A 22,045-nucleotide genomic window follows, 5' to 3' on the forward strand; every position below is an offset into this window, starting at 1 on the left:
CCTATAGCCTGAACCTATGGCCCGACACGGCAATTCGATTTGCCCCCGGCACCCCACCCATGAGACACAGACCCGGGCGCGACAAGGAGGGTGACGATGTCAGCCAATACAACGGCTCTCGTGATTTCAGCGCATTCGGCGGATTTCGTCTGGCGCTGCGGCGGGGCGATTGCATTGCATCAGGAGCGGGGCATCGACGTGACGGTCGTCTGTCTCAGCTATGGCGAGCGGGGCGAGAGCGCCAAGCTCTGGAAGCAGGAGGGCATGTCGCTCGCTGCCGTCAAGGCGGCCCGCCGGGATGAGGCCGAGAACGCCGCCGCCGCGCTCGGGGTCTCCGACATCCAGTTCTTCGACGTGGGCGACTACCCGCTCGATCTGGGTCGCGAGACGCAGGATCGCATGGTCGATGTGATCCGCAAGGTACAGCCTCAGTTTATGCTGACCCATTCCCAGTGGGACCCCTACAACACCGACCATATGAACACGATGCGCTTCGCCCTCGACTGCCGGATGATCGCCCAGGCCTGGGGCCATAACCCGGGCGAGAAGGTCCTCGGCGCGCCGCAGCTTTACCTCTTCGAGCCGCATCAGACCGAGCAGATGCAGTGGAAGCCCGACACTTTTCTCGACATCACCCCCGTCTGGGACAAGAAGCGCGCGGCCATCGAGTGCATGCAGGGCCAGGAACACCTCTGGGACTACTACACCAACGTGGCTCAAAACCGCGGGAACCATTTCCGCCGCAATTCCGGCGGCCAGTCGGGCGGGCGCGATTGCCGCTATGCCGAAGGGTTCCAGTCCGTCTTTCCCCGCACCGTGGATCAGCTCTGATGGGCGGCGTGGTCAGGACCAAACTCGCGCGCGCGGATGCCGATGTCATCGCCGGGCTCGCGGAATGCGGTGTCGCGACGGTGCATGAGGCGCAGGGGCGCAAGGGGCTCATGGCGGGCTACATGCGGCCGATCTACGGCGGGGTCTCCGTCGCGGGATCGGCGGTGACGATCAGCGCGCCGCCGGGTGACAACTGGATGATCCACGTGGCCATCGAACAGGTCGCCGAGGGCGATATCCTCGTCATGGCGCCCACGAGCCCCTGCGACGACGGCTATTTCGGCGATCTGCTCGCCACCTCCGCCATGGCGCGCGGCGCGAAGGGCATGGTGATCGAAGCGGGCTGCCGCGACATCCGCGACCTGACCGAGATGGGCTTTCCCGTCTGGTCCAAGGCGATCTTCGCCCAAGGCACAGTCAAGGAGACGGTCGGCTCGGTCAACATCCCCATCGTCTGCGCCGGGGCTGCGGTCGAGGCGGGCGACGTGATCGTGGCCGATGATGACGGGGTCTGCGTGGTGAAACGGGCCGAGGCGGCGGATGTGCTGGAAAAGGCGCGGGCGCGGATGGCCAACGAGGAAGACAAGCGGAAGCGCTTGGCCTCGGGCGAGCTCGGGCTCGACATGTATGGTTTCCGCGAGCGGCTGGCCGAGAAGGGCCTCACGTATGAGTGACGGTATCCGCGCCATGTGGATGCGCGGCGGGACATCGAAGGGCGGCTACTTCCTCGCCTCCGATCTCCCCGCCGACCCTGTGGCGCGGGATCGCGCTCTGCTCGGGGTGATGGGCTCGCCCGATCCGCGTCAGATCGACGGGATGGGCGGCGCCGATCCGCTGACGTCAAAGGTCGCCGTCGTGCGGCCCTCGGCGCGGGCGGGCGTCGATGTCGACTACCTCTTCCTGCAGGTCTTCGTGGATCGCCCCGTGGTCTCGGATGCCCAGAATTGCGGCAACATCCTCGCCGGGGTCGGCCCGTTTGCCATCGAGCGCGGGCTCGTTCCGGCGCGGGAGGGTGAGACCCCGGTCACGATCTTCATGGAGAACACCGGCCAGATTGCCACCGCCCGGGTCCAGACGCCGGGCGGCGCGGTCTCTTATGCGGGGGCCGCGCGGATCGACGGGGTGCCGGGCGCGAGCGCGCCGGTGCCGATCGAGTTTCGCGACACGGCGGGCGCCTCCTGCGGCGCGCTTTTGCCGAGCGGCAATGTGGTCGATGTGATCGACGGGGTGGAGGCGACGCTGATCGACAACGGCATGCCTTGCGTGATCCTGCGGGCGGCGGATCTCGGGATCAGCGGCGCGGAAATCCCCGCCGAGCTGGAGGCCGATCAGGGCCTCAAGGCGCGGCTCGAAGCGATCCGGCTCAAGGCTGGCCCGATGATGAACCTCGGCGACGTGGCCCAGAAATCCGTGCCCAAGATGACCATGCTCAGCGCCCCCCGCGCGGGCGGCGCGATCTCGACCCGGACCTTCATCCCCCACCGCTGCCATAAGACCATCGGCGTGCTTGGCGCCGTCTCGGTCGCGACGGCTTGCCTGACCGAAGGCGCGGTCGGCCATGAACTCGCCGCGCTGCCCGGCGGCGCGACGCAGGCGCTCAGCATCGAGCACCCGACCGGCGAGATGACCGTCGTGGGGCATCTGGAGGATGGAGTCGTGGCGCGGGCCGAAGTGCTGCGCACGGCGCGCAAGCTCATGGACGGGCTGGTGTTTCCCGCCGCGTCCGACGACCACAACGATTGAGGCAGGAGGAGGCTCTAATCATGCGCATCGCGTTCATCGGACTGGGGGAGGCGGGCTCAGCGCTGACCCAAGGGTTCGGCCCAGACCGGGCGGGCGACATCGCCACCTATGACATCAAGCTCGACGATCCGGCCACAGCGCCGGAGATCGAGGACCGCTGCGCCCGGCTGGGCATCGCCGCCCGGCCGAGTCTCGCGGAGGCGCTCGCGGGCGCCGAGCTCATCTTCTCCACCGTGACCGCCGATCAGGCCGTCGCCGTGGCCGAGGCCGCCGCGCCGCACTTGGCCCCCGATGCGCTCTGGTGCGATCTCAATTCCTGCGCGCCCGCGTCGAAACAGGCCGCCGCCGGGATCGTCGAGGCCGCGGGCGGGCGCTATGTCGATGTGGCCGTCATGGCGCCGGTCCACCCCAAGCTCAACATGGTGCCGCTGCTGGTCTCTGGGCCCCACGCGGGTGTGGCCGTGCCGCTATTGGAAAGCCTGCCCATGGCGCCGAAGCTCGTAGAGGGGCCGGTGGGCCGGGCCTCGTCGATCAAGATGATCCGCTCGGTCATGGTCAAGGGGATCGAGGCGCTGACGGCCGAATGCGCGCTCGCGGCCGTGGCCGCCGGGGTCGAGACGGAGGTCTTCGCCTCGCTCAACCGCAGCCACCCGGGCAAGGAGTGGAGCGCGCAGGCGGCCTATAATTTCGAACGCTCGCTGGTCCATGGCGCGCGCCGCGCCGCCGAGATGGAGGAGGTGGCCAAGACGCTACGCGACCTCGGCCTGCCCGACCGGATGGCCAGCGCGACGGTGGACTGGCAGCGCCAGATCGCCGAAACCGGCCTGCCAGCGCCGGGCGCGGAGGCGACGGTGCGCGAGATCGCGGAGGGCCTGCTTGCCGTCTTGCGGGGCTAAGGCTCAGCTCACCCGCGCGACGACGAAATCGGCCAGATCGGAGAGCAGCTTGCGGACCGGGTGATCGGGCAGCGCCGCGAGCGCGGCCTTGGACCGCGCCGCATGGGCCAGCGCATCGTCGCGCGTGGCCTCCAGCGCACCGTGTTTGGCCATGAGCGCCAGCGCCTGTTCCAGATCGCCCGCGCGCTGATCGCCCGCTTCGATGACCCGCGACCAGAAGGCGCGTTCCTCATCGTCCGCCGCCGCCACCGCCTTGATCACCGGCAGGGTCAGCTTCCGCTCGCGGAAATCATCGCCCACGTTCTTGCCGATCGTGCCGCTCTGGCCGCCGTAATCGAGCAGGTCATCGACGATCTGGAAGGCAATTCCGAGCGCGTCGCCATAGTCGAAGAGCGCCTTGACCTGGTCCTCCGGCGCGCCGGCGATCACCCCGCCGACCTCGGTCGCCGCGGAGAAAAGCGCCGCCGTCTTGCCCTTGATCACCTGCAGGTAAACCCCCTCGTCCGTCGCGAGGTTGCGCGCGGCGGATAGCTGGAGGACCTCGCCCTCGGCGATCGTGGCGGAGGCATTGGCGAGAATGTCGAGAACGCGCAGGCTCCCGGTCTCGACCATGAGCTGGAAGGAGCGGGCAAAGAGGTAATCGCCGACCAGAACGCTCGACGAATTGTCCCACAAAAGGTTGGCCGTCGGCCGCCCGCGCCGCTGTTCGCTCTCATCCACCACGTCATCGTGCAGCAGCGTCGCGGTGTGGATGAATTCGACCGTGGCGGCGAGATGGATGTGATACCCGCCCGCATACCCGCAGAGCCGCGCCGCCGCCAGCGTCAGCATCGGCCGCAGCCGCTTGCCGCCAGCCTCGACCAGATGCGCCGTGACCTCCGGGATGCGCGGCGCGTGCCGCGAGGCCATGCGCGTGCGGATCAGCGCGTTCACCGCGCCGAGATCCTCGGCCAAAAGGTCCGCCAGTGCTTCGTGCGGTTTGGTCACGATGTGATCGAGTCCCATAGCTGCTTTGTCCCTGCCGCTCGACAAGACCGCGTCATTGCCGTTTAAGTCCCCGGTATGAAAGAGCTGCTGCGCACAACCAACCCCGCTGAGATGGCCTTCGCCAAAGCGCTCCTTCAAGGCGAGGGTATAGACTGCTTTGAAATGGACGTAAATATGAGCGTGCTGGAGGGCGGGATCGGGCTGTTTCCCCGCCGCTTGATGGTGCGCGATGCCGATCATTTCCTCGCGTCTCGCGCGCTTCAGGACAACGGGATCGAGACGCGGGCATGACCGAAGCCGAGGGCGCGGCGACCACGCGGGATGCTTTCCTCGGCGGGCGGATCACTTTGCATCAGCCGCGTGTGGGTTATCGTGCGGGTATCGATCCCGTGCTGCTCGCCGCCGCCGTTCCGGCGAAGCCCGGTCAGTCGGTGCTCGATCTGGGGTGCGGCGTCGGCGCGGCGCTCTATTGCCTCGGGGCGCGGACGCCGGGGCTTGAGCTTCACGGGTTGGAGATCCAGCCGGACTATGCCGCGCTCGCCCGCCGGAACGGGGCCGAGAACGACCTGCCCGCGGAGATTCACCTCGGCGACGTGGCCGCGCCGCCGCCCGGCCTCAAGGCCCGCCGCTTCGATCATGTCTTTGCCAATCCGCCCTATTTCGAGCAGGGCGCGGCCACCCCGGCGGAGGAGCCGGGGCGCCGGGCCGGGCGGCACGAAGCGACCGCGCTTGCGCTCTGGGTCACGCAGGCGGCCAAACGCTGCGCGCCGCGCGGGACGGTCACGCTGATTTTCCGCGCCGACCGGCTGGAGGTGTTGCTCGGCGCCATGGCGTCGAGGATCGGCAGCTTGCGTATTTTGCCCATCGCCCCGCGCGCCGGGCGCGATGCGCGGCTCATCCTCGTGCAGGGCCAAACGGGGGGCCGCGCCCCCACGCGATTGCACGCACCGCTCATCCTGCATCAGGGTGAGTCGCACCAGCGCGACGGCGAAAGCTACCGCCCGGAGGTTTCTGCGCTGCTGCGCGATTGCGCAGCGCTCCCTTGGCCGCGCTGATTTTCGGCAGATTTCAGCGGCTTCGCCCCGTTGTGCAGGCGCAGCGTGACAGTTTTGTAAAAATATGCTGGACTGCATGTATCGCTAACAGTGGAGGTACGATATGAGCTTGAGTTCGCATGTGACTGAACTGAAGAAGAAACACGCATTCCTCTCTGAACAGGTTGAGATGGCCCAACGATCACCCGGCATGGATGATCTGAGGATTTCCGAACTCAAGAAACAGAAACTCCTTCTCAAGGAGGAGATCCAGAGACTGAGCGCCTGATCACTCGCAGGCTAGGCACATCTCTGATCCGATCCCAAGGCAGAGGCCGGTAGATCGGTCAATCCGCCTTGGCAAAACTGGCGCGCGCGGCGATACCCGCGCCCGCCGTTATGAGCAGCGCCGCCAGTCCGAGCGTCCAGCTCGGCGCGGCAATCCCCGACAGAACCAGCACGGCCGTCGAGAGCAACGGCGCGGCGTAGGACGCAACGCCGAGGAGCTGGATGTCGCCGCGTTTCACGCCGAAATCCCACAGGAAAAACGCCAGCCCCACCGGGCCGAGGCCGAGGCCCGCCACCGCCGCCCAGCCAAGCGCGCCGTCTGGCCAGACCGTCTCTTCAAAGAGCGGATGCAGCAGGGCCGAGAGCAGCGCGCTCCCGAGGCAAAATATCGCAACTGCGTCGGTCGGCACCGCCCCAAGGCGCCGCGAGCCGACCGAATAACCCGCCCAGGTGAGCGCGCAGGCAAAGGCGATGAGGTAGCCGGGCAGGGCGGCGGCATCAAACGCCGCGCCGCCACCGACGATCAGAGCTGCGCCGGAGAATCCGGCGAGCGCGCCAACCAAGTGGCCCGGGCGCAGCCGTTCGCCGGGGAGTAGCCCCGAGAACAGCACGATCAGGAGCGGCCAGAGATAGGCGATGAGCCCGGCTTCGGCCGGCGGGGCGAGGCGCAGGGCGGTGAAGTAGAGCGCGTGATACCCGAAAAGCCCGGCGATCCCAAAGACATAGACGCGCCAGCCGACCGCGCGCAGCGCCCCGAGTCCACCTGACCGCGCCGACCAGAGGAGCCCGAGCGTCCCGCCGATGGCAAAGCACATCGCGTTGAGTTGGAGCGGGGGGACGGGGGCAGAGCCCACTGTGAAAAGTGCCAGAAGCGCCCAGAGCAGAACCGCCCCGAAGCCGATGAGCGTCGCCCGTCCTGTCATGCCTTGTCCGCCTCTCGCCAGTGTCCAAGCGAAGCCCTAGCGGCGGGCGGGGGCCGGCGCAAGCCGCCCCCCGGTCAAGCGTGTGTCAGGCGAAGAATTGCGCGCCGTTGGCCGAGATCGTGGAGCCGTTGATGAAGCTCGCATCGTCGGAGGCGAGGAAGGTCACGCAGCGCGCGATTTCCTCCGGCTCGCCGAGCCGCCCGGTGGGGATCATGCCGATGATCTTCTCGCGCACCGCTTCGGGCACGGCCATGACCATTTCGGTCGCGATATAGCCGGGGCAAATGGCGTTGGCGGTGATACCCTTGGCCGCGCCCTCCTGCGCGAGGCTCTTGACGATGCCGAGATCGCCCGCCTTGGTCGCCGCGTAGTTGACCTGCCCGAACTGGCCCTTCTGGCCGTTGATCGAACTGATGACGATGACCCGCCCGAAACCGCGCTCGCGCATCCCCGGCCAGACCGGGTGCACGGTGTTGAACACGCCGGTGAGGTTGGTGTCGACCACCTCGCTCCATTGCTCGGGCGTCATCTTGTGGAAGGGCGCGTCGCGCGTGATGCCGGCATTGGCGACCACCACCTCGATCGGCCCGAGATCGGCTTCGACCTTGGCAATACCGTCCTTGCTGGCGGCATAATCGGCCACGTTCCACTTGTAGGTCTTGATGCCGGTGGCCTCGGTGAAGGCCGCGGCCTTCTCATCATTGCCGGCATAGGTCGCCGCGACCGTGTAGCCCTCGGCCTGAAGCGCCTTGGAGATCGCCTCGCCAATGCCCCGGCTCCCGCCGGTGACCAATGCAATTCTTCCCATCCTGTCCTCCCACTTTTTCGTTCGGGTCTTGTCTGTTCGGGCGGCCGCGCTCCTCCGAGTGGCCGCCCGCCAGAGGTCGTGCGGTCAGGGGCGCTCGATGCACATTGCAACGCCCATGCCGCCGCCGATGCAGAGCGTGGCGATGCCGCGCTTGGCGTCCCGGCGTTGCATTTCGAAGAGCAGCGTGTTGAGTACCCGGCAGCCCGAGGCGCCGATGGGGTGACCGATGGCGATGGCGCCGCCGTTCACGTTCACGATCGCCGGATCCCAGCCCATCTCCTTGTTGACCGCGCAGGCTTGAGCCGCGAAGGCTTCGTTGGCCTCCACGAGGTCGAGATCGTCCACCGTCCAGCCGGCTTTTTCCAGCGCCTTGCGCGAGGCATAGACCGGGCCGACGCCCATGACCGCCGGGTCAAGTCCGGCCGTGGCGTAGGAGACGATCCGCGCGAGCGGAGTGATGCCGCGCTTCTCGGCGTTGTCCGCGCTCATGAGCAGCGTCGCCGCCGCGCCATCGTTGAGGCCGGAGGCGTTGCCCGCCGTGACCGAGCCTTCGCGTGCGAAGGCGGGGCGGAGCTTCTGCATGTTCTCGATGGTCGCGCCGTGGCGGATGTATTCATCCTGATCGACAACCGTCTCGCCCTTGCGGGTCTTGACGGTGAAGGGCGTGATCTCGTCGGCGAACTTGCCGGCCTTCTGGGCGGCTTCGGCCTTGTTCTGGGAGGCCAGCGCAAACTCGTCCTGCGTGTCGCGGCCGATCTGCCATTGCTCGGCGACGTTCTCGGCCGTCTGGCCCATGTGATAGCCGTTGAACGCATCCCACAGCCCGTCGCGAATCATCGTGTCGATGTAGCTCACGTCGCCCATCTTGTGGCCCGCGCGCAGGTGTGCGGCGTGGGGGCTGAGCGACATGTTCTCCTGCCCGCCGGCGCAGACGATATCGGCATCGCCGAGCTGGATGTGCTGGGCGGCGAGCGCCACGGCGCGCAGGCCCGAGCCACAGACCTGATTGATGCTCCAGGCGGCCGCTTCCTTGGGAAGGCCCGCGTTGATATGGGCCTGGCGCGCGGGGTTCTGGCCCTGCGCCGCGGTCAGGACCTGGCCGAGGATCGTCTCGGAGACCTCGGACTTGTCAATGCCCGCGCGCTCAACAACCGCTTCGAGAACGGCGGAGCCCAGATCATGGGCGGGGGTGCCCGCAAAAGCCCCGGTGAAGCTGCCGACAGCGGTACGGGCGGCAGATGCGATCACGACATTGGTCATGTGGATGTCCTCTTGATTCCCTCCGGCGGCCGCGCCGCAAAATACGCGCCTTGCTCTGCAAGTCCGGGCCACCCTGCCCGACCCTCGCACAATCCACGGCGCCTCCGCAACAATGTTTCGCAGTACGATTGCGGGGCTTGGTTGCCGCAAGGTCATTTCGTTGGGAAAGAGGGGAGTTTCCGCGCTTTGGGGGGGCGGATTTTACCGGGCGCGCAGTCGGTGGCGCGCGCGCGTCAGCGCATCAGGCCGAGCGGCTTTCGGGCAGCAGCGGCGCAAGCGCGGTGGCCGACGGCGCGCCGTAGAGATAGCCCTGAAGGCAGTCGATTCCGATCGACAGGAGATAGGCCGCCTCTTCGGGCGACTCGACGTTTTCGGCCACGATCATCATCTCGAAATGCCGCGCGAGGCCGACGAGTGCCTTGGTCAGAACCTGGTTGTCGCTGTCCTCGTGGATGTTGCGGATGAAATGCCCGTCGATCTTGACCGCGTCGAAGAAGAAATCCTTGAAATACCGGAAGGCGGTGTAGCCCGAGCCGAAATCGTCGAGCGCGAAGGCGACGCCGCGCGATTGCAGCTCATCCATGAAGCTGACCACCAGTTCGGGCATGAGCATGGCCGAGCTTTCGGTGATCTCGAGGATCAGCCGCTCGCCGAGCGTTGGCGTCTGGTCGAGCGCATGGCCGAGGATCCGGTGCCACGCGGCATATCCGATGGAGCGGGCCGACATGTTGATTGATATCCGCAAGCCCGGGTCGTCGCGCAGCGCGGCGAGCCCGTGTTGCAGCGCGATGCAGTCCATCCGCCGGCCGGTCTCGGTCCGTTCGATGCTGTCGATGAAGCTCTTGGCGGGAATGGTGCGGCCGGTCTCGTCGAGAACGCGGATCAGCCCTTCGTGAAAGGCGATTTCCTCGGGGCGGTCGGCCCGGACGACGGGCTGGTAGTTGAGCGCCACGTCCCCCGCCTCGATCGCGCGGCGCACCATCTCGTAGGTATCTCGGTCCCGCAGGGCGATGGCGTGGTCGAGCGGCGAGTCGTTTGCCGCCGTGGTCGGGATATCTTCTACACCAACAAAACCCATTATAGCCGTCCTTTTTACGTGCCGCCTGACCCTAGGACGCTGGAAACTAACAAACCGTGAACAAACATCCGCGCCTCGCCCCATGCGCGAGTGTGAATCGCGCAAAAAGAGTGGGAATTCCAGCCCTTAGCGGCCGAAAAACCCAAACCAGGCTTAACAGGAGGTTAACGCACGCCCGCGCCCGGGGCTCACTCGGATATCAGCGCCCCGATCAGCGCCAGAGCTTCCTCGGAGGCCCAGTCGGCATCGCCGGTCAGGCGGGCAATTTCGCGGCCCTCAGGGTCAAGCAGGACGGTCACGGGCAGGCCCAGAACGGCCATGGTCCGGGCGAGCGCCTGTTTCGGATCACGGTGCTTGGGCAGGTTCTCGACGCCGATCTCCGCAAAGAACCGGTCGATCCCGTCCACAAGGTTGCGCCCGGTCGCGATGGTCACGACCTCGAACCGATCGCCGCCGAGCTGCGCCTGAAGCGCCGAGAGCGCCGGCATCTCCTTGCGGCAGGGCGCGCACCACGTCGCCCAGAAATTCACCAGCCGGTACTTGCCGGCGCTGTCGCCAAGCGTGATGGGCGCGCCGTCACGGGTCTCGAAGGTGATATCCGCATCCACGGGCTTGGGCTCGGCGTGAACCGCGAGCTTTTTCATGTCCCCCGTGCGATACTCCGCAAGGTCGGTCGGCGCAGCGGCGTTTGCACCGAGGGCCATGGCCGTATAAAGGGCGGCGGCAGCAAGGACTTTCATTTTCCCTCCGAGGGCAGGACATGAGCAACGATAGTGCAAACCGGATGTGGGGCGGGCGGTTTTCCGCGGGGCCGGACGCGATCATGGAGGCGATCAACGCCTCGATCGGGTATGACCGCCGCCTCGCCGCGCAGGACATCGAAGGCTCGCGCGCCCATGCCGCCATGCTGGCTGCCACGGGCATCCTGAGTGATAACGACGCCGAGGCCATCCGGGAAGGGTTGCTCACGGTCTTGTCAGAGATCGAGGGCGGGAGTTTCGAATTTTCCACCGCGCTGGAAGACATCCACATGAACGTGGAGGCCCGGCTGAAGGAGATCGTCGGCGAGGCGGCGGGGCGGCTGCACACCGCGCGCTCGCGCAACGATCAGGTCGCGACCGATTTCCGCCTCTGGGTCCGCGATCAGCTCGATGCGGCCGAGCAGGGGCTCACCGCACTCATGCGCGCTCTGGTGGCCCAGGCCGAGGCGGGGGCCGACTGGGTCATGCCCGGCTTCACCCATCTGCAGACGGCGCAGCCGGTCACATGGGGGCATCACATGATGGCATATGTCGAGATGTTCGCGCGGGATCGGGCGCGGGTGCGCGATGCGCGGGTGCGGATGAACGAATGCCCCCTCGGGGCCGCGGCTCTTGCCGGGACGTCCTTCCCCATCGACCGGGAGATGACGGCGCAGGCGCTCGGCTTCGACCGGCCCGCCGCCAACTCGCTCGACGCGGTTTCGGACCGGGATTTCGCGCTGGAGTTTCTCTCGGTCGCCTCGATCTGCGCCATGCACCTGTCGCGGCTTTCCGAAGAGCTGGTGATTTGGTCCTCGGCCCAGTTCCGCTTCGTGGTGCTCTCGGATCGATTCTCCACCGGCTCGTCGATCATGCCGCAAAAGAAGAACCCCGACGCGGCCGAGCTCATCCGCGCCAAGATCGGCCGGATCTACGGCGCGCAGACGGCGCTGATGATGGTGATGAAGGGCCTGCCGCTCGCCTATTCCAAGGACATGCAGGAGGACAAGGAACAGGTCTTCGACGCGGCCGACAACTGGATGCTTGCGCTCGCCGCAATGGAGGGCATGGTCCGCGACATGAGCGCGAACCGCGAGGCGCTCGCGGTGGCGGCCGGGGCGGGGTTCTCGACCGCGACGGACCTTGCCGACTGGCTCGTGCGCGCGCTCGGCCTGCCCTTCCGCGAGGCGCATCACGTGACCGGGTCACTGGTGGCGAAGGCCGAGGCGATGGGCTGCGATCTCGCCGACCTGCCGCTGGCCGCGATGCAGGAAGAACACGACGGGATCACCGAGGCGGTATTCGACGTGCTCGGCGTGGAAAATTCCGTCGCAAGCCGTACATCATACGGGGGCACCGCGCCGGAACAGGTCCGCGCGCAGGTGGCCATCTGGAAGGACAAGCTGGGATGAAACTGGTTTTCGCGCTCGGGATTGCGGCCCTGATCGCCGGCTGTGGCGCCGACGGCGCGCCGGTCCGCCCCGAGGTCAGCGCGCAAACAACGGTCGGGGTGAACTCGAAATCGGGGGTGTTCTCGCGCAACTCCGTGGGCATCGAGGTCAACCTCTGATGTCGCGCCTGCGCTGGCTCTGGCTCGCGCTCGCCGCATGGGGCGCGATCCATCCGATGGTCTGGTTCGTCACTTGGTTTCGTCAGAACGGTGTCGATCTCGCGGGGATGCTCGACGCCTGGCACGTGAATGCCGCCACCAGCGGGCTGGTGTGGGATCTGACGATCGCGGCGGTGACGCTGACGCTCTGGATCCTCGCGGAAGTCTCCGTCCGCCGCAATTGGGCCGCCCTCCTCGCCATCCCCGCGACCTTCCTCATCGGCGTGAGCTGCGGCTTGCCGCTCTACCTCTACTTTCGGGCTCGCCCTGTCTGAGCCGGGCGCGTCAATGGCGGCTCCACACCCCGTTCCCCAGGGTCAAGATCGTGGACAAAGACCGTCGCGACCGGATAGGAAGGCACAGTTTTTACCTGGTTTCATTTTCAACATCTCATTGGAGGACTTGAGAGATGCGCAAGTTATTGACGATCCTGGCCCTGCTTCAAGCAATGGCCCTGCCCGCGACGGCGGCGACACTCGAGGGCGATTCCGTGACCATTCACCTGTTCGCGGAATTTAGCTGGGGTACCTATACTCGGACCGTGGGACCCGGTGAGGACGGTGACATCAGCTCTCTGTCCTATGATCTCAATGCGGGACCGGATGGCGATCTTTTCACGCTCCGCTCGAAGGGGGCCTATTGCGGACTGAACTGTTCAACTCCCCCGACTCCGGTGGTCTGGACATTGCTCGGTCTGGACTTTGTAGGGGGGCAGCCGCTGACAGATTTCGAGATCGTTCAAGGCTTCAGTGACGCGACTGTGTCATTCACCGATAGCAGTGTGACGATCACCTACACCGACGACAGTCTTTCACCTGGTATCTTTTTTCAGGGCCGTTTCGTAACCGAGCCGCTGTCCGCAGTCCCCCTCCCGGCGAGCTTCCCGCTCGTGCTCGCAGGGCTCGGCGGTCTGGGGCTGCTGCGCCGCAAACAGCGCAGATCTCAGCTGAGTTCCTGAAAACAGCGTTATCCCCACGCGCGGGTACCGGAAAATGATCAATCATTTTCCGGCCCGTTTTCCGATTGATCGGAAAACGGCGACCGTTCCGCGCGCGGTGCCAATTGCGCAGGGCGGCGATTCCCACTAGAGCGCGGTCTATGGATCATTTTCTCTATCGCGACGGCCTGCTGCATGCCGAAGACGTCTCCGTGGCCGAGATCGCCGCCGCTGTCGAGACGCCGTTCTACCTCTATTCCACTGCCACCCTGACCCGACATTTCAAGCTCTTTGACGAGGCGCTTGAGGGGCTTCCGCATCTGGTTTGCTACGCCATGAAGGCCGCCTCCAACCAGGCGATTCTCAAGACGCTCGCGGCTCAGGGCGCCGGGATGGATGTGGTTTCCGGCGGCGAATATGCCCGTGCGCGCGCCGCCGGTGTGCCCGGGTCGCGGATCGTGTTTTCCGGTGTTGGCAAGACCAATGCCGAGATTCGCGCCGCGCTTGAGGGCGGAATCCGCCAGTTCAACGTGGAATCCGAGCCCGAGCTTGAGGCGATCTCGCGCATTGCCGCCGGGATGGGCGTTGCGGCCCCGGTTGCCATTCGCGTCAATCCGGACGTCGATGCCAAGACCCATGCCAAGATCGCGACCGGCAAGTCCGAGAACAAGTTCGGCATTCCCATCGCCCGCGCCCGCGCCGTCTATGCCCATGCGGCCGCTCTGCCGGGGCTCAAGGTCGTCGGGATCGATGTCCATATTGGCTCCCAGCTCACCGATCTCGCCCCGTTCGAGGCGGCTTACCGCAAAGTCGCCGATCTGACCGAGGCCCTGCGCGCCGACGGCCATGAGATCACCCGGCTCGACCTCGGCGGCGGCCTCGGCATCCCCTACACACGCTCCAACGAAGCGCCCCCCCTACCGATGGATTACGGCGCGCTCATCAAGCGCACGGTGGGGCATCTGGGCTGCGAGGTGGAGATCGAACCGGGCCGCCTCATCGCCGGCAACGCGGGGATCCTCGTGACCCGTGTGATCTACCTCAAATCCGGTGAGGGGCGTGATTTCCTCATCCTCGATGCGGCGATGAACGATCTCATCCGCCCGGCCATGTACGAGGCGCATCACGATATCGTCCCGGTGATCGAACCCGCCCCGGGCATCGAGCCGCAGCCCTTCGACATCGTCGGCCCCGTCTGCGAGAGCGGCGATACCTTCGCCCGCGCGCGCCCCATGCCGCCGCTGGGGCCGGGCGATCTTGTCGCCTTCCGCAGCGCGGGCGCCTATGGCGCGGTCATGGCCAGTGAATACAACACCCGGCCCCTCATCCCCGAAGTCATGGTGCATGGCGATCAATTCGCGGTTATCCGCCCGCGGCCGAGCTTTGACGAAATCATAAACCGCGATACCATACCTCAATGGCTGTAGCGTGATGCCGATGCATGATCGGCGCGACTACGGCGCAGGATGATGCATGGCACAGCAACCGACGGCCCGCCCCCCGGGCCGCAAGACCACACGATCCGATCCCCTGCGCCGGTTGCGCTGGCCGCTGGCGCTCACCCGGCTGGGGATGATCTGCGAGGCGCTGTCGCTGGCCTTCTGGCCGTTGGCCGCCCTTCTCGCCGCGACGCTCGGCGCCGTGCTCCTCGGCCTCTACCAACATCTGCCGCTCGCGGCGGTCTGGGCGCTTGGCGCGGGGCTTGGTCTTGCCGCCCTCGCCGCGCTGGTCCTCGGGCTGCGCCGCCTGCGCTGGCCGACCCGGTCCGCCGCGCTCCACCGGCTCGACGCGACGCTCGGCGGCCGGCCCATCGCGGCGCTCCTTGACGAGGCGGCCATCGGCCCGGACGATCCGGAGGCCATGGCGCTCTGGCGCGCGCATCAGGCGCGCATGGCGGAGCGGACCCGTGGCGCCAAACCGGTGCGCCCCGACATCCGCCTGCGCCGCCGCGACCCGTTCGCCCTGCGCTACGTCGCGCTGCTTTTTCTGCTCATCGGCGGGCTCTTCGGCTCGGCCCTCCACATCGTGGGGCTCTCCGAGGTCGCCCCCGGCGGACAGGCCCGCGCGGCCACGGGGCCAAGCTGGGAGGGCTGGATCGAACCGCCCGCCTACACCGGCCGCCCCGCGCTCTACCTCGCCGATCAGGGCGGGGAGACGATCGAGGTGCTGGAAGACAGTCAGGTCACGCTGCGGCTCTACGGCGCGGACGGCGCGCTGCGCGTGATCGAGACCGTCTCGGGCCAGCCGCTCGCCACGCCCGACAGCGCCGAAACCCAGGCCCGCAGCTTCGCCATCGCCCGCTCGGGGCGGCTGGAGATCGACGGCGCGGGCGGGCGCGGCTGGGATATCGTGATGACCCCGGACGCCGCCCCGCGGGTTGAACTTATCGCGCCGATCGAGGCCGAGGCCGATGGCGAGATGCGACAACGATTCGCCGCCGAGGATGATTTTGGTGTCGTCAGCGGCCGGGCCGTGATCGCGCTCGATCTCGCCGCCGTCGACCGACGTTATGGCCGTGTCCCCGATCCCGAACCGCGCCCTGCGATCGAGCTGGACCTGCCGATGCCGATCACCGGCGACCGCACCGGCTTTGAAGAGGTGCTGATCGACAACCTCTCCAAACACCCCTTCGCCAACCTGCCCGTGACCTTCACGCTCACCGCGACCGACGCCGCCGGCCAGACCGCCCGCAGCGCGCCCGAGCCGCTGATCCTCCCGGGCCGCCGCTTCTTCGACCCGATGGCCGCGGCGGTGATCGAACAGCGCCAGTCGCTGCTCTGGTCACGCCGCAACGCGCCCGACGTGGCGCTTCTTCTGCGCGCGATCTCGCACCGCCCCGAGGACATCTTCCGCGACGAGGGCGATTATCTGCGCCTGCGCACCATCCTGCGGCGGATCGAAGCCGCGGGGCCCGAGATGTCGGACGCCGAGCAGGAGGAGTTCGCCGAGGCGCTCTGGGGTCTTGCGATTCTGCTCGAAGAGGGGGACCTCGATGACGCCCGGGAACGGCTCGCCCGGGCGCAGGACCGGCTGAACGAAGCGATGGAAAACGGCGCCTCCGACGAGGAGATCGCCGAGCTGATGAACGAGCTGCGCGACGCGATGCGCGATTTCATGCGCCAGCTCGCGCAGGAGATGCAGCAAAACCCCGACAGCCAGCAATCCCAGCAGATGGACCCGGACTCGATGGAGCTGTCGCAGCAGGACCTGCAGGACATGATGGACCGCATCCAGGAGCTCATGGAAGAGGGCCGGATGGAGGAGGCGCAGGCGCTGCTCGAACAGTTCCGGCAGATGATGGAAAACATGCGCATGGCGCAGGGGCAGGGCGGCCAGAGCCCGGGCCAACAGGCGATGGACGGGCTCGCCGAGACCTTGCGCGAGCAGCAGGGTCTTTCCGATGAGGCGTTCCGCGATTTGCAGGAGCAGTTTGGCCAAGGCCAGCAACCGGGCCAGCAGCCGGGCCAACAACCCGGGCAGCAGCCGGGTCAGGGTCAGCAGGGACAAGGCCAAGGACAAGGCCAAGGACAAGGACAGGGCCAAGGACAAGGGCAGGGCCAGCAAGGTCAGGGTCAACCGGGGCAATCGGGCCCGCCCGACGCGGGTTCGCTCGCCGACCGGCAGCGCGCGTTGCGCGAGGAGCTTGACCGCCAGCAACAATCCCTTCCCGGGCTCGGCGGCGAGGCGGGCGAGGCAGCGCGCGAGGCGCTCGACCGCGCGGGCCGGGCGATGGACGGGGCCGAAGAAGCGCTGCGCGAGGACGATCTGGCCGGCGCGATCGACCAGCAGTCGGAGGCGATGGAGGCGCTGCGCGAGGGAATCCGCAGCATGGGCGAGGCCATGGCGCAGGAGCAGCAACAGGGCGGCGGCCAGCAGGGCGACGCCATGGGCCAGCCCGGCAACCAGCCGCGCGACCCGCTGGGCCGCAGTCTCGGGCAGGGCGGCCGCACCGGCAGCGAGGAAGACATGCTGCAGGGCGAAGACGTCTACCGCCGCGCGCGCGAGCTGCTCGATGAAATCCGTCGCCGCTCGGGTGAGATCGGCCGTAGCGAGGAAGAGCTGGAGTACCTGCGCCGGTTGCTGGACCGGTTCTGAGCCAAGGCCCGGCGTGCGGCCTCAGGGCTCTCCCAGCCGCGTCATGACATCCCGCACCGCCGAGACCGCCCGCTCAATGAGCGCATCGATCTGGCGGGGAAGCTCTTTGGTGAGCTCCTCTGGAAGCTGGGCCTTGGCCGCGTCCACGGCCCTGACATAAGGCTCAAGCGCCGGGGTAAGGCCGGGCAGGTCGGCGGAAATCTGCGGCGCGAAGCGATAGAACAGACCGGCGATGAAGACGATTGCGCCCAAAGCAAGCAGGGCCTTGACCCCACGGCCGAGCCTCTTGCGATCCTCGCGGTTCCGGCGCGCGGGCTCGGCCCGGCGGGCTCTGGTCCCGGCCTTCGCATCGTGGCGGCGCAGGCGCGCGCCGGCCTCTTCGGGCACGCGGGGCGGGGTCACGGCGGCGGGCGCCTTTGCGGCGGGTGCGGGCGTCTCGCCCGTCATCGGGCCGGAGTTGGGCGCTTGCGGCGCGGGTTTCTCCGGCGCGGCGGCGTCTTCCGTGGCGGGGGCGGGTTTGGCGCCAAGCGCGGTGCCGCCAACGAAATCGAGCCGTTCGCGAGAGACCTCGTCTTCGCGCGCGCGCTGCGCCGCTTCGAAGGCCGCCTCTTCCTTCAGGATCCGCGCCACGGCCGGATCGAGCGTGCGTTTGGGGGGCGTTTCCGACGGCGTTTCGGACGGCGCATCCGCCTCTTCGTCCTGAGGAGCCTGTCGCCGTATCGCGGGGTGAGGCACCGCGCCGGAGGACGCGTCGAAGACCGTATCGGGTGCCGTCTCACGCACGGGCAGGGTGACCACCGGGCTCGGGGCCTCCTCCGCCGGATCCTCCTCGGGGCGCGCGTACCAAACATGCTCGCAATGCGAGCACATCACGTCGCGCCCACGGGTCGGGATCGCTGCATCGGGGATGTCATATGTCGCGCCGCAGTCCGGGCAAGTGAGCCGCATGGCCTCAACCTCGTCGTCAGTCTTGGCCGCACCCTAGCCGCCCCGCACACAGGGCGCCAGCCCCCGCGCGGCCCCGGCCCGCCGCCACAGCCGATTGCAACCGGCGCGTGGCTGGGGCAGAAGGATTGGGGGCGGCCGGTGAGGAGAAACAGGCGCAATGGGACAGGCGGTGCAGTGGCTGCGCTCGATGGCCTTCGTGATCCAGATGTACGCGGCGATGGCGCTGCTCGGCGTGCTGATGGCGCCGATGGCGGTGCTCGATGCGAAATGGGCGCGGTTGGCCTGCCGGACCTACGCGCGCTATGTCCGCTGGACGGCGGGCTGGATGGTCGGGCTCAAATCCGAGGTGCGCGGGCAGGTGCCCACCGGGCCGGTCCTCGTGGCGGCCAAGCACCAGTCGTTTTTCGACATCATCCTGATTTTCGCCGCCCTGCCCTATGCGCGCTTCGTGATGAAAAAGGAGCTTCTGGCGGCGCCCTTCCTCGGGCAATACGCGCGGCGGATCGGCTGTGTGGCGGTGGATCGGGGCAAGCGCGGCAAGGCGATCAAGCACCTGCTGAGCGAAGCCGGCGCGTTGCAGGGCGACCCCGGCCAGTTGGTGATCTATGCTCAGGGCACGCGCGTCGCGCCGGGCCAGAAGCTGCCTTACAAGGTCGGCGCCGGGGTGCTCTACGAGGCGCTCGAACAGCCTTGCGTGCCTGTGGCCACCAATGTCGGCGTGTTCTGGCCGCGGCGCAGCATCCTGCGCAAACCCGGGCTCGCGGTGGTGGAATTCCTGCCGCCGATCGCGCCGGACCTTGCGATCGCGCCGTTCATGCAGCGGCTGGAGACAGAGATTGAAACAGCCTCCGATGCGCTCATGCGCGAGGCGGGATTCGATGGAGTAGGCGATGAACAGGATTGACAGCATCGAGGCGCTCGACGCGCTCTACAGCCAGCCCCACGCCACCTCGCTGCGCAAGGTCGTGGCGCAACTGACCCCCGCGTATCGCAAGTGGATCGCCGCATCTCGCGTCTGTATGCTCTCTACCGTGGGCCCCGAGGGGACCGATGTGAGCCCGCGAGGCGATGACGGCCCGGTCGTGCTGGAGCTCGATCCGGGGCACCTCGCGCTGCCCGACTGGAGCGGCAACAACCGGCTCGACAGCTTGCGCAACATCGTCCGCGACGGGCGCGTCTCGCTGCTCTTCCTCGTGCCGGGGGACAACGTCGTGGTCCGCATCAACGGCACCGCGATCGTGACCGATAACGACGCGATGCGCGCCCGCTTCGAACAGCGCGGCCGCCACCCCAGGACCGTCATCGTCATCCGCATCAAGGAGCTTTACGCCCAGTGCCCCAAGGCGCTGATCCGCTCGGGGCTCTGGGGGCGGGACGACAGCGCGGACCTGCCGACGCTGGGCGATTTCCTCATGGAAGCGACGGACGGAGACATCGGCGGCCCTGACTGGGATGCCGCCTACCCGGCGCGGATCGAAGAGACGATTTGGTAGGGGCTGTCGCGAGGGGTCTTTGTAAGACCTGACACGCCCGGCAAAGCCGGGCGGCGCCCGACCCTCCCCCCGGGAGGGCGCATCTGCGCCCACCCGAGGCTCAGGCGCGACATCGGAAAGGTCACGCTCGAGGGAGGGTATTCCGGTGCTTTACGCGTGGATCGCCCCGTCGCCGCAGGCGAGCGCCGCTTCGCGCACGGCTTCCGAATAGGTCGGATGCGCGTGGCATGTGAGCGCGAGGTCTTCGGCAGAGGCTCCGAACTCCATCGCGACGCAGACCTCGTGGATGAGATCGCCCGCCGCCGGGCCGATGATGTGACAGCCGAGGATCCGGTCCGTTTCCTTGTCCGCGAGGATCTTGACGAACCCATCCGCGGCGAAATTGGCCTTGGCCCGCCCGTTGCCCATGAAGGAAAACTTGCCGACCTTGTAGGCCCGGCCCGCCTCCTTGAGCGCCTGTTCGGTGAGGCCCACATTGGCGACCTCGGGATGGGTGTAGATCACGCCGGGGATCACGTCATAGTTCACATGCCCCGCCTTGCCGGCGATGACCTCGGCCGCCGCCATGCCCTCGTCCTCGGCCTTGTGCGCGAGCATCGGACCCACGATGGCATCGCCGATCGCATAGATCCCGTCAACATTGGTGCGCCAGTGCCCGTCGGTCTTGATCTGGCCGCGCTCGGTCATCTCGACGCCAAGCTCGGCGAGGCCGAGCCCGTCGGTGTAGGGCTTGCGCCCGGTCGCCACGAGAACCACGTCGGCATCGAGCGTCGCCTCCGATCCGTCCTTGCGCAGCGCATAGCTGACCTTGGCCTTGGTCTTGAGCGTCTCGACCCCGCTCACCGCCGCGCCGAGGATGAACTTCAGCCCCTGCTTGGCGAGGATCTTCTGGAAACTCTTCTGGACCTCGGCATCCATGCCCGGGGTGATCGCATCGAGATATTCGATGACCGTGACCTCCGAGCCGAGCCGGGAATAGACCGAGCCAAGCTCCAGCCCGATCACGCCCGCGCCGATGACCGCCAGCCGCTTGGGGATCTTGCCCAGCTCCAGCGCGCCGGTCGAGGTCACGACGATGCTCTCGTCGATCTCGATGCCCGGAAGGCTCGCGGCTTCCGAGCCGGTCGCGATGATGATGTTCTTGGCCTCATGGACCTCATCGCCGACCTTGACCTTGCCCGCCGCGGGGATCGAGCCCCAGCCCTTGAGCCAGTCGATCTTGTTCTTCTTGAAGAGGAACTCGATGCCCTTGGTGTTCTGGCCGATCACATCGTCCTTGTAGCCGAGCATGGTCGGCCAGTCGACGGAAGGACTTTTGCCCTTCAGCCCCATCTTGGCGAAATTGTGCTCCGCCTCGTGCAGCTGGTGGCTGGCATGCAGCAGCGCCTTGGACGGGATGCAGCCGACGTTGAGACAGGTGCCGCCCAGCGTCTCGCGCCCCTCGACACAGGCCGTCTTGAGCCCCAGTTGCGCCGCCCGTATCGCGGCCACGTAGCCGCCGGGTCCGGCGCCGATTACGATAACGTCATAGCTTGCCATGGGGTGTCTCCCTCAGGTCGATTTGGGCAGGGTTGCGGCGATGGTTGAAACATAGGTCGGGGTAGCGCGGACGTCGTGCGATGTACAAGACCGCGCGCGCAGATCCGGGCGGGGCAGGGCATCCGTCATATCAAAGCCGATACGAGCAGCGCCACGGTCGCGGAGAAACCAACGGCCCAGATATAGCTCCGCCATGGCACCCAGCCGAAGGCATAGGCCGGGATATAAAGCACCCGCGCGGCGAGGTAGATATAGGCGCAGGCGGCGGTGAAGCCGCTCGATTGTCCGCTGATCGTCACCACGACGCAGGCGATGGTGAAAAGGATCAGCCCCTCGAAATGATTGTCGAGCGCGCGGTAGAGCCGGGCCGTCCGGGTGCTCACCTGCGCGCGCAGATCGCCGACGCGATCGGGATCGCGCGGCCCCATGGTCTTGCCTTGCCCCAGCTCCAGATTGGCCGGGACCGCCATGAGCAGGAACTGCACGACCTGCAGCAGCGCGGCGAGGGTGAGGGCGGTGAGCTCGTGGGTCATCAGAGCGTCGTCAGGAAGCTGGCCGAGGCCACCCTCCCGCCCGAAAGCTGCGCCGCGCCGTCAAGCCAGCCCTGCGCCTTGGCCCGGTCATTGACCCCGTAAAGCGCCCAGACCGTCCCCGGCTCATCCGCCGCGCGCCAAAGCTGAAGTTGCGTCAGCCCCGCCTGCGCCCGCGTCTCCGCGCTCTGGTCATAGGCGGCTTGCCAGCCATCATCCGTGGCGGTGAAACTGCAGAGAAGTTGGAGGGTCATGGGTACTGTCACTGTCCGCTAAAGATTGAAGTCTATGCGCCAAACATAGTTA

General features: G+C 67.2%; 25 protein-coding genes. 15 read left to right on the forward strand and 10 right to left on the reverse strand.

All coding sequences use genetic code 11. The features are described 5' to 3' along the window. Positions 1-96 precede the first annotated feature (96 nt). From BM353_RS05300 to BM353_RS05315, 4 genes are read left to right on the forward strand one after another with little or no spacing between them, the layout of a single operon-like run. The gene (locus BM353_RS05300; protein WP_092077395.1) at positions 97-831 is read left to right on the forward strand and encodes a PIG-L deacetylase family protein; all 735 of its coding nucleotides are present in this window, start codon (positions 97-99) and stop codon (positions 829-831) included. Continuing rightward, a complete protein-coding gene (locus BM353_RS05305; protein ID WP_092077399.1) occupies positions 831-1,505 on the forward strand; it encodes a 4-carboxy-4-hydroxy-2-oxoadipate aldolase/oxaloacetate decarboxylase in 675 nt (224 codons plus the stop codon). Before BM353_RS05300 ends, BM353_RS05305 begins: the two co-directional genes overlap by 1 nt. Next, the gene (locus BM353_RS05310; protein ID WP_092077402.1) at positions 1,498-2,574 is read left to right on the forward strand and encodes a 4-oxalomesaconate tautomerase; all 1,077 of its coding nucleotides are present in this window, start codon (positions 1,498-1,500) and stop codon (positions 2,572-2,574) included. Before BM353_RS05305 ends, BM353_RS05310 begins: the two co-directional genes overlap by 8 nt. A 20-nt stretch (positions 2,575-2,594) precedes the next feature. Beyond that, positions 2,595-3,470, forward strand: coding sequence for an NAD(P)-dependent oxidoreductase (locus BM353_RS05315; RefSeq protein ID WP_092077405.1), 876 nt, complete (start codon positions 2,595-2,597; stop codon positions 3,468-3,470). Positions 3,471-3,473: 3 nt separating this feature from the next. Here the strand turns inward: BM353_RS05315 and BM353_RS05320 are convergent, their stop codons facing one another. After that, the gene (locus tag BM353_RS05320) at positions 3,474-4,475 is read right to left on the reverse strand and encodes a polyprenyl synthetase family protein (protein WP_092077408.1); all 1,002 of its coding nucleotides are present in this window, start codon (positions 4,473-4,475) and stop codon (positions 3,474-3,476) included. Positions 4,476-4,532: 57 nt separating this feature from the next. Here BM353_RS05320 and BM353_RS05325 point away from each other — a divergent pair, with 57 nt between their 5' ends. The 3 genes from BM353_RS05325 to BM353_RS05335 all read left to right on the forward strand — a co-directional run bounded on the left by BM353_RS05325 (position 4,533) and on the right by BM353_RS05335 (position 5,780). After that, a complete protein-coding gene (locus BM353_RS05325) occupies positions 4,533-4,748 on the forward strand; it encodes a putative signal transducing protein (protein WP_092077411.1) in 216 nt (71 codons plus the stop codon). After that, on the forward strand, positions 4,745-5,512 hold the full coding sequence (locus BM353_RS05330) for a tRNA1(Val) (adenine(37)-N6)-methyltransferase (RefSeq protein ID WP_092077414.1): 768 nt from the start codon (positions 4,745-4,747) through the stop codon (positions 5,510-5,512). Before BM353_RS05325 ends, BM353_RS05330 begins: the two co-directional genes overlap by 4 nt. Positions 5,513-5,615: 103 nt before the next feature. Continuing rightward, entirely contained in the window at positions 5,616-5,780 is a 165-nt protein-coding gene (locus BM353_RS05335) for a YdcH family protein (RefSeq protein WP_092077417.1), read from the forward strand. 58 nt (positions 5,781-5,838) lie between these two features. Here BM353_RS05335 and yddG read toward each other — a convergent pair whose 3' ends face one another. The 5 genes from yddG to BM353_RS05360 form a co-directional block, all read right to left on the reverse strand. After that, positions 5,839-6,702 (reverse strand): aromatic amino acid exporter YddG, encoded by an 864-nt coding sequence (yddG, locus tag BM353_RS05340; protein ID WP_092077419.1) that lies wholly within the window; start codon positions 6,700-6,702, stop codon positions 5,839-5,841. An 85-nt stretch (positions 6,703-6,787) separates the two neighbouring features. Beyond that, positions 6,788-7,510: an acetoacetyl-CoA reductase gene (phbB, locus tag BM353_RS05345; protein WP_092077422.1), complete on the reverse strand. Its 723-nt coding sequence runs from the start codon at positions 7,508-7,510 to the stop codon at positions 6,788-6,790. Positions 7,511-7,594: 84 nt separating this feature from the next. Next, the gene (locus BM353_RS05350) at positions 7,595-8,770 is read right to left on the reverse strand and encodes an acetyl-CoA C-acetyltransferase (RefSeq protein WP_092077425.1); all 1,176 of its coding nucleotides are present in this window, start codon (positions 8,768-8,770) and stop codon (positions 7,595-7,597) included. Between the two features lie 241 nt (positions 8,771-9,011). After that, complete coding sequence (locus BM353_RS05355) at positions 9,012-9,848, reverse strand: EAL domain-containing protein (RefSeq protein WP_092077428.1); 837 nt, start codon at positions 9,846-9,848, stop codon at positions 9,012-9,014. A 188-nt stretch (positions 9,849-10,036) separates the two neighbouring features. Further along, positions 10,037-10,588 carry a TlpA disulfide reductase family protein gene (locus BM353_RS05360; protein WP_092077431.1) on the reverse strand — a complete coding sequence of 184 codons (552 nt, stop codon included), beginning with the start codon at positions 10,586-10,588 and terminating at the stop codon, positions 10,037-10,039. A gap of 20 nt (positions 10,589-10,608) precedes the next feature. Between BM353_RS05360 and argH the strand changes: the two genes are divergently transcribed. From argH to BM353_RS05385, 6 genes are all read left to right on the forward strand, one after another. Then, positions 10,609-12,000, forward strand: coding sequence for an argininosuccinate lyase (gene argH / locus BM353_RS05365; RefSeq protein WP_092077433.1), 1,392 nt, complete (start codon positions 10,609-10,611; stop codon positions 11,998-12,000). Next, positions 11,997-12,158 (forward strand): hypothetical protein, encoded by a 162-nt coding sequence (locus BM353_RS16860; protein WP_177220455.1) that lies wholly within the window; start codon positions 11,997-11,999, stop codon positions 12,156-12,158. Before argH ends, BM353_RS16860 begins: the two co-directional genes overlap by 4 nt. Further along, a complete protein-coding gene (locus BM353_RS05370; RefSeq protein ID WP_092077436.1) occupies positions 12,158-12,472 on the forward strand; it encodes a DUF2834 domain-containing protein in 315 nt (104 codons plus the stop codon). The genes BM353_RS16860 and BM353_RS05370 overlap by 1 nt, the downstream gene beginning before the upstream one ends. Positions 12,473-12,606: 134 nt before the next feature. Further along, a complete protein-coding gene (locus BM353_RS05375; RefSeq protein WP_092077439.1) occupies positions 12,607-13,155 on the forward strand; it encodes a VPLPA-CTERM sorting domain-containing protein in 549 nt (182 codons plus the stop codon). Between the two features lie 140 nt (positions 13,156-13,295). Continuing rightward, complete coding sequence (lysA, locus tag BM353_RS05380; RefSeq protein ID WP_092077442.1) at positions 13,296-14,561, forward strand: diaminopimelate decarboxylase; 1,266 nt, start codon at positions 13,296-13,298, stop codon at positions 14,559-14,561. A gap of 46 nt (positions 14,562-14,607) precedes the next feature. Then, positions 14,608-17,229, forward strand: coding sequence for a TIGR02302 family protein (locus BM353_RS05385; RefSeq protein WP_092077445.1), 2,622 nt, complete (start codon positions 14,608-14,610; stop codon positions 17,227-17,229). A gap of 21 nt (positions 17,230-17,250) precedes the next feature. Here the strand turns inward: BM353_RS05385 and BM353_RS05390 are convergent, their stop codons facing one another. Then, positions 17,251-18,177, reverse strand: coding sequence for a zinc-ribbon domain-containing protein (locus BM353_RS05390; protein ID WP_092077448.1), 927 nt, complete (start codon positions 18,175-18,177; stop codon positions 17,251-17,253). A 157-nt stretch (positions 18,178-18,334) separates the two neighbouring features. Here BM353_RS05390 and BM353_RS05395 point away from each other — a divergent pair, with 157 nt between their 5' ends. Together BM353_RS05395 and BM353_RS05400 are read left to right on the forward strand one after the other, a co-directional pair. Continuing rightward, the gene (locus tag BM353_RS05395; protein ID WP_092077451.1) at positions 18,335-19,081 is read left to right on the forward strand and encodes a lysophospholipid acyltransferase family protein; all 747 of its coding nucleotides are present in this window, start codon (positions 18,335-18,337) and stop codon (positions 19,079-19,081) included. Continuing rightward, entirely contained in the window at positions 19,068-19,670 is a 603-nt protein-coding gene (locus tag BM353_RS05400; protein ID WP_092077454.1) for a pyridoxamine 5'-phosphate oxidase family protein, read from the forward strand. The genes BM353_RS05395 and BM353_RS05400 overlap by 14 nt, the downstream gene beginning before the upstream one ends. Before the next feature lie 150 nt (positions 19,671-19,820). Here BM353_RS05400 and lpdA read toward each other — a convergent pair whose 3' ends face one another. The 3 genes from lpdA to BM353_RS05415 all read right to left on the reverse strand — a co-directional run bounded on the left by lpdA (position 19,821) and on the right by BM353_RS05415 (position 21,993). Beyond that, positions 19,821-21,209 (reverse strand): dihydrolipoyl dehydrogenase, encoded by a 1,389-nt coding sequence (lpdA, locus tag BM353_RS05405; RefSeq protein WP_092077457.1) that lies wholly within the window; start codon positions 21,207-21,209, stop codon positions 19,821-19,823. A gap of 125 nt (positions 21,210-21,334) precedes the next feature. Continuing rightward, positions 21,335-21,742, reverse strand: coding sequence for an MAPEG family protein (locus BM353_RS05410; protein ID WP_092077460.1), 408 nt, complete (start codon positions 21,740-21,742; stop codon positions 21,335-21,337). Then, positions 21,742-21,993: a hypothetical protein gene (locus BM353_RS05415; protein ID WP_092077463.1), complete on the reverse strand. Its 252-nt coding sequence runs from the start codon at positions 21,991-21,993 to the stop codon at positions 21,742-21,744. Before BM353_RS05415 ends, BM353_RS05410 begins: the two co-directional genes overlap by 1 nt. Positions 21,994-22,045: the final 52 nt, after the last annotated feature.

The sequence above is a fragment of the Poseidonocella sedimentorum genome, from assembly GCF_900116005.1.
Lineage (GTDB): Bacteria > Pseudomonadota > Alphaproteobacteria > Rhodobacterales > Rhodobacteraceae > Poseidonocella > Poseidonocella sedimentorum.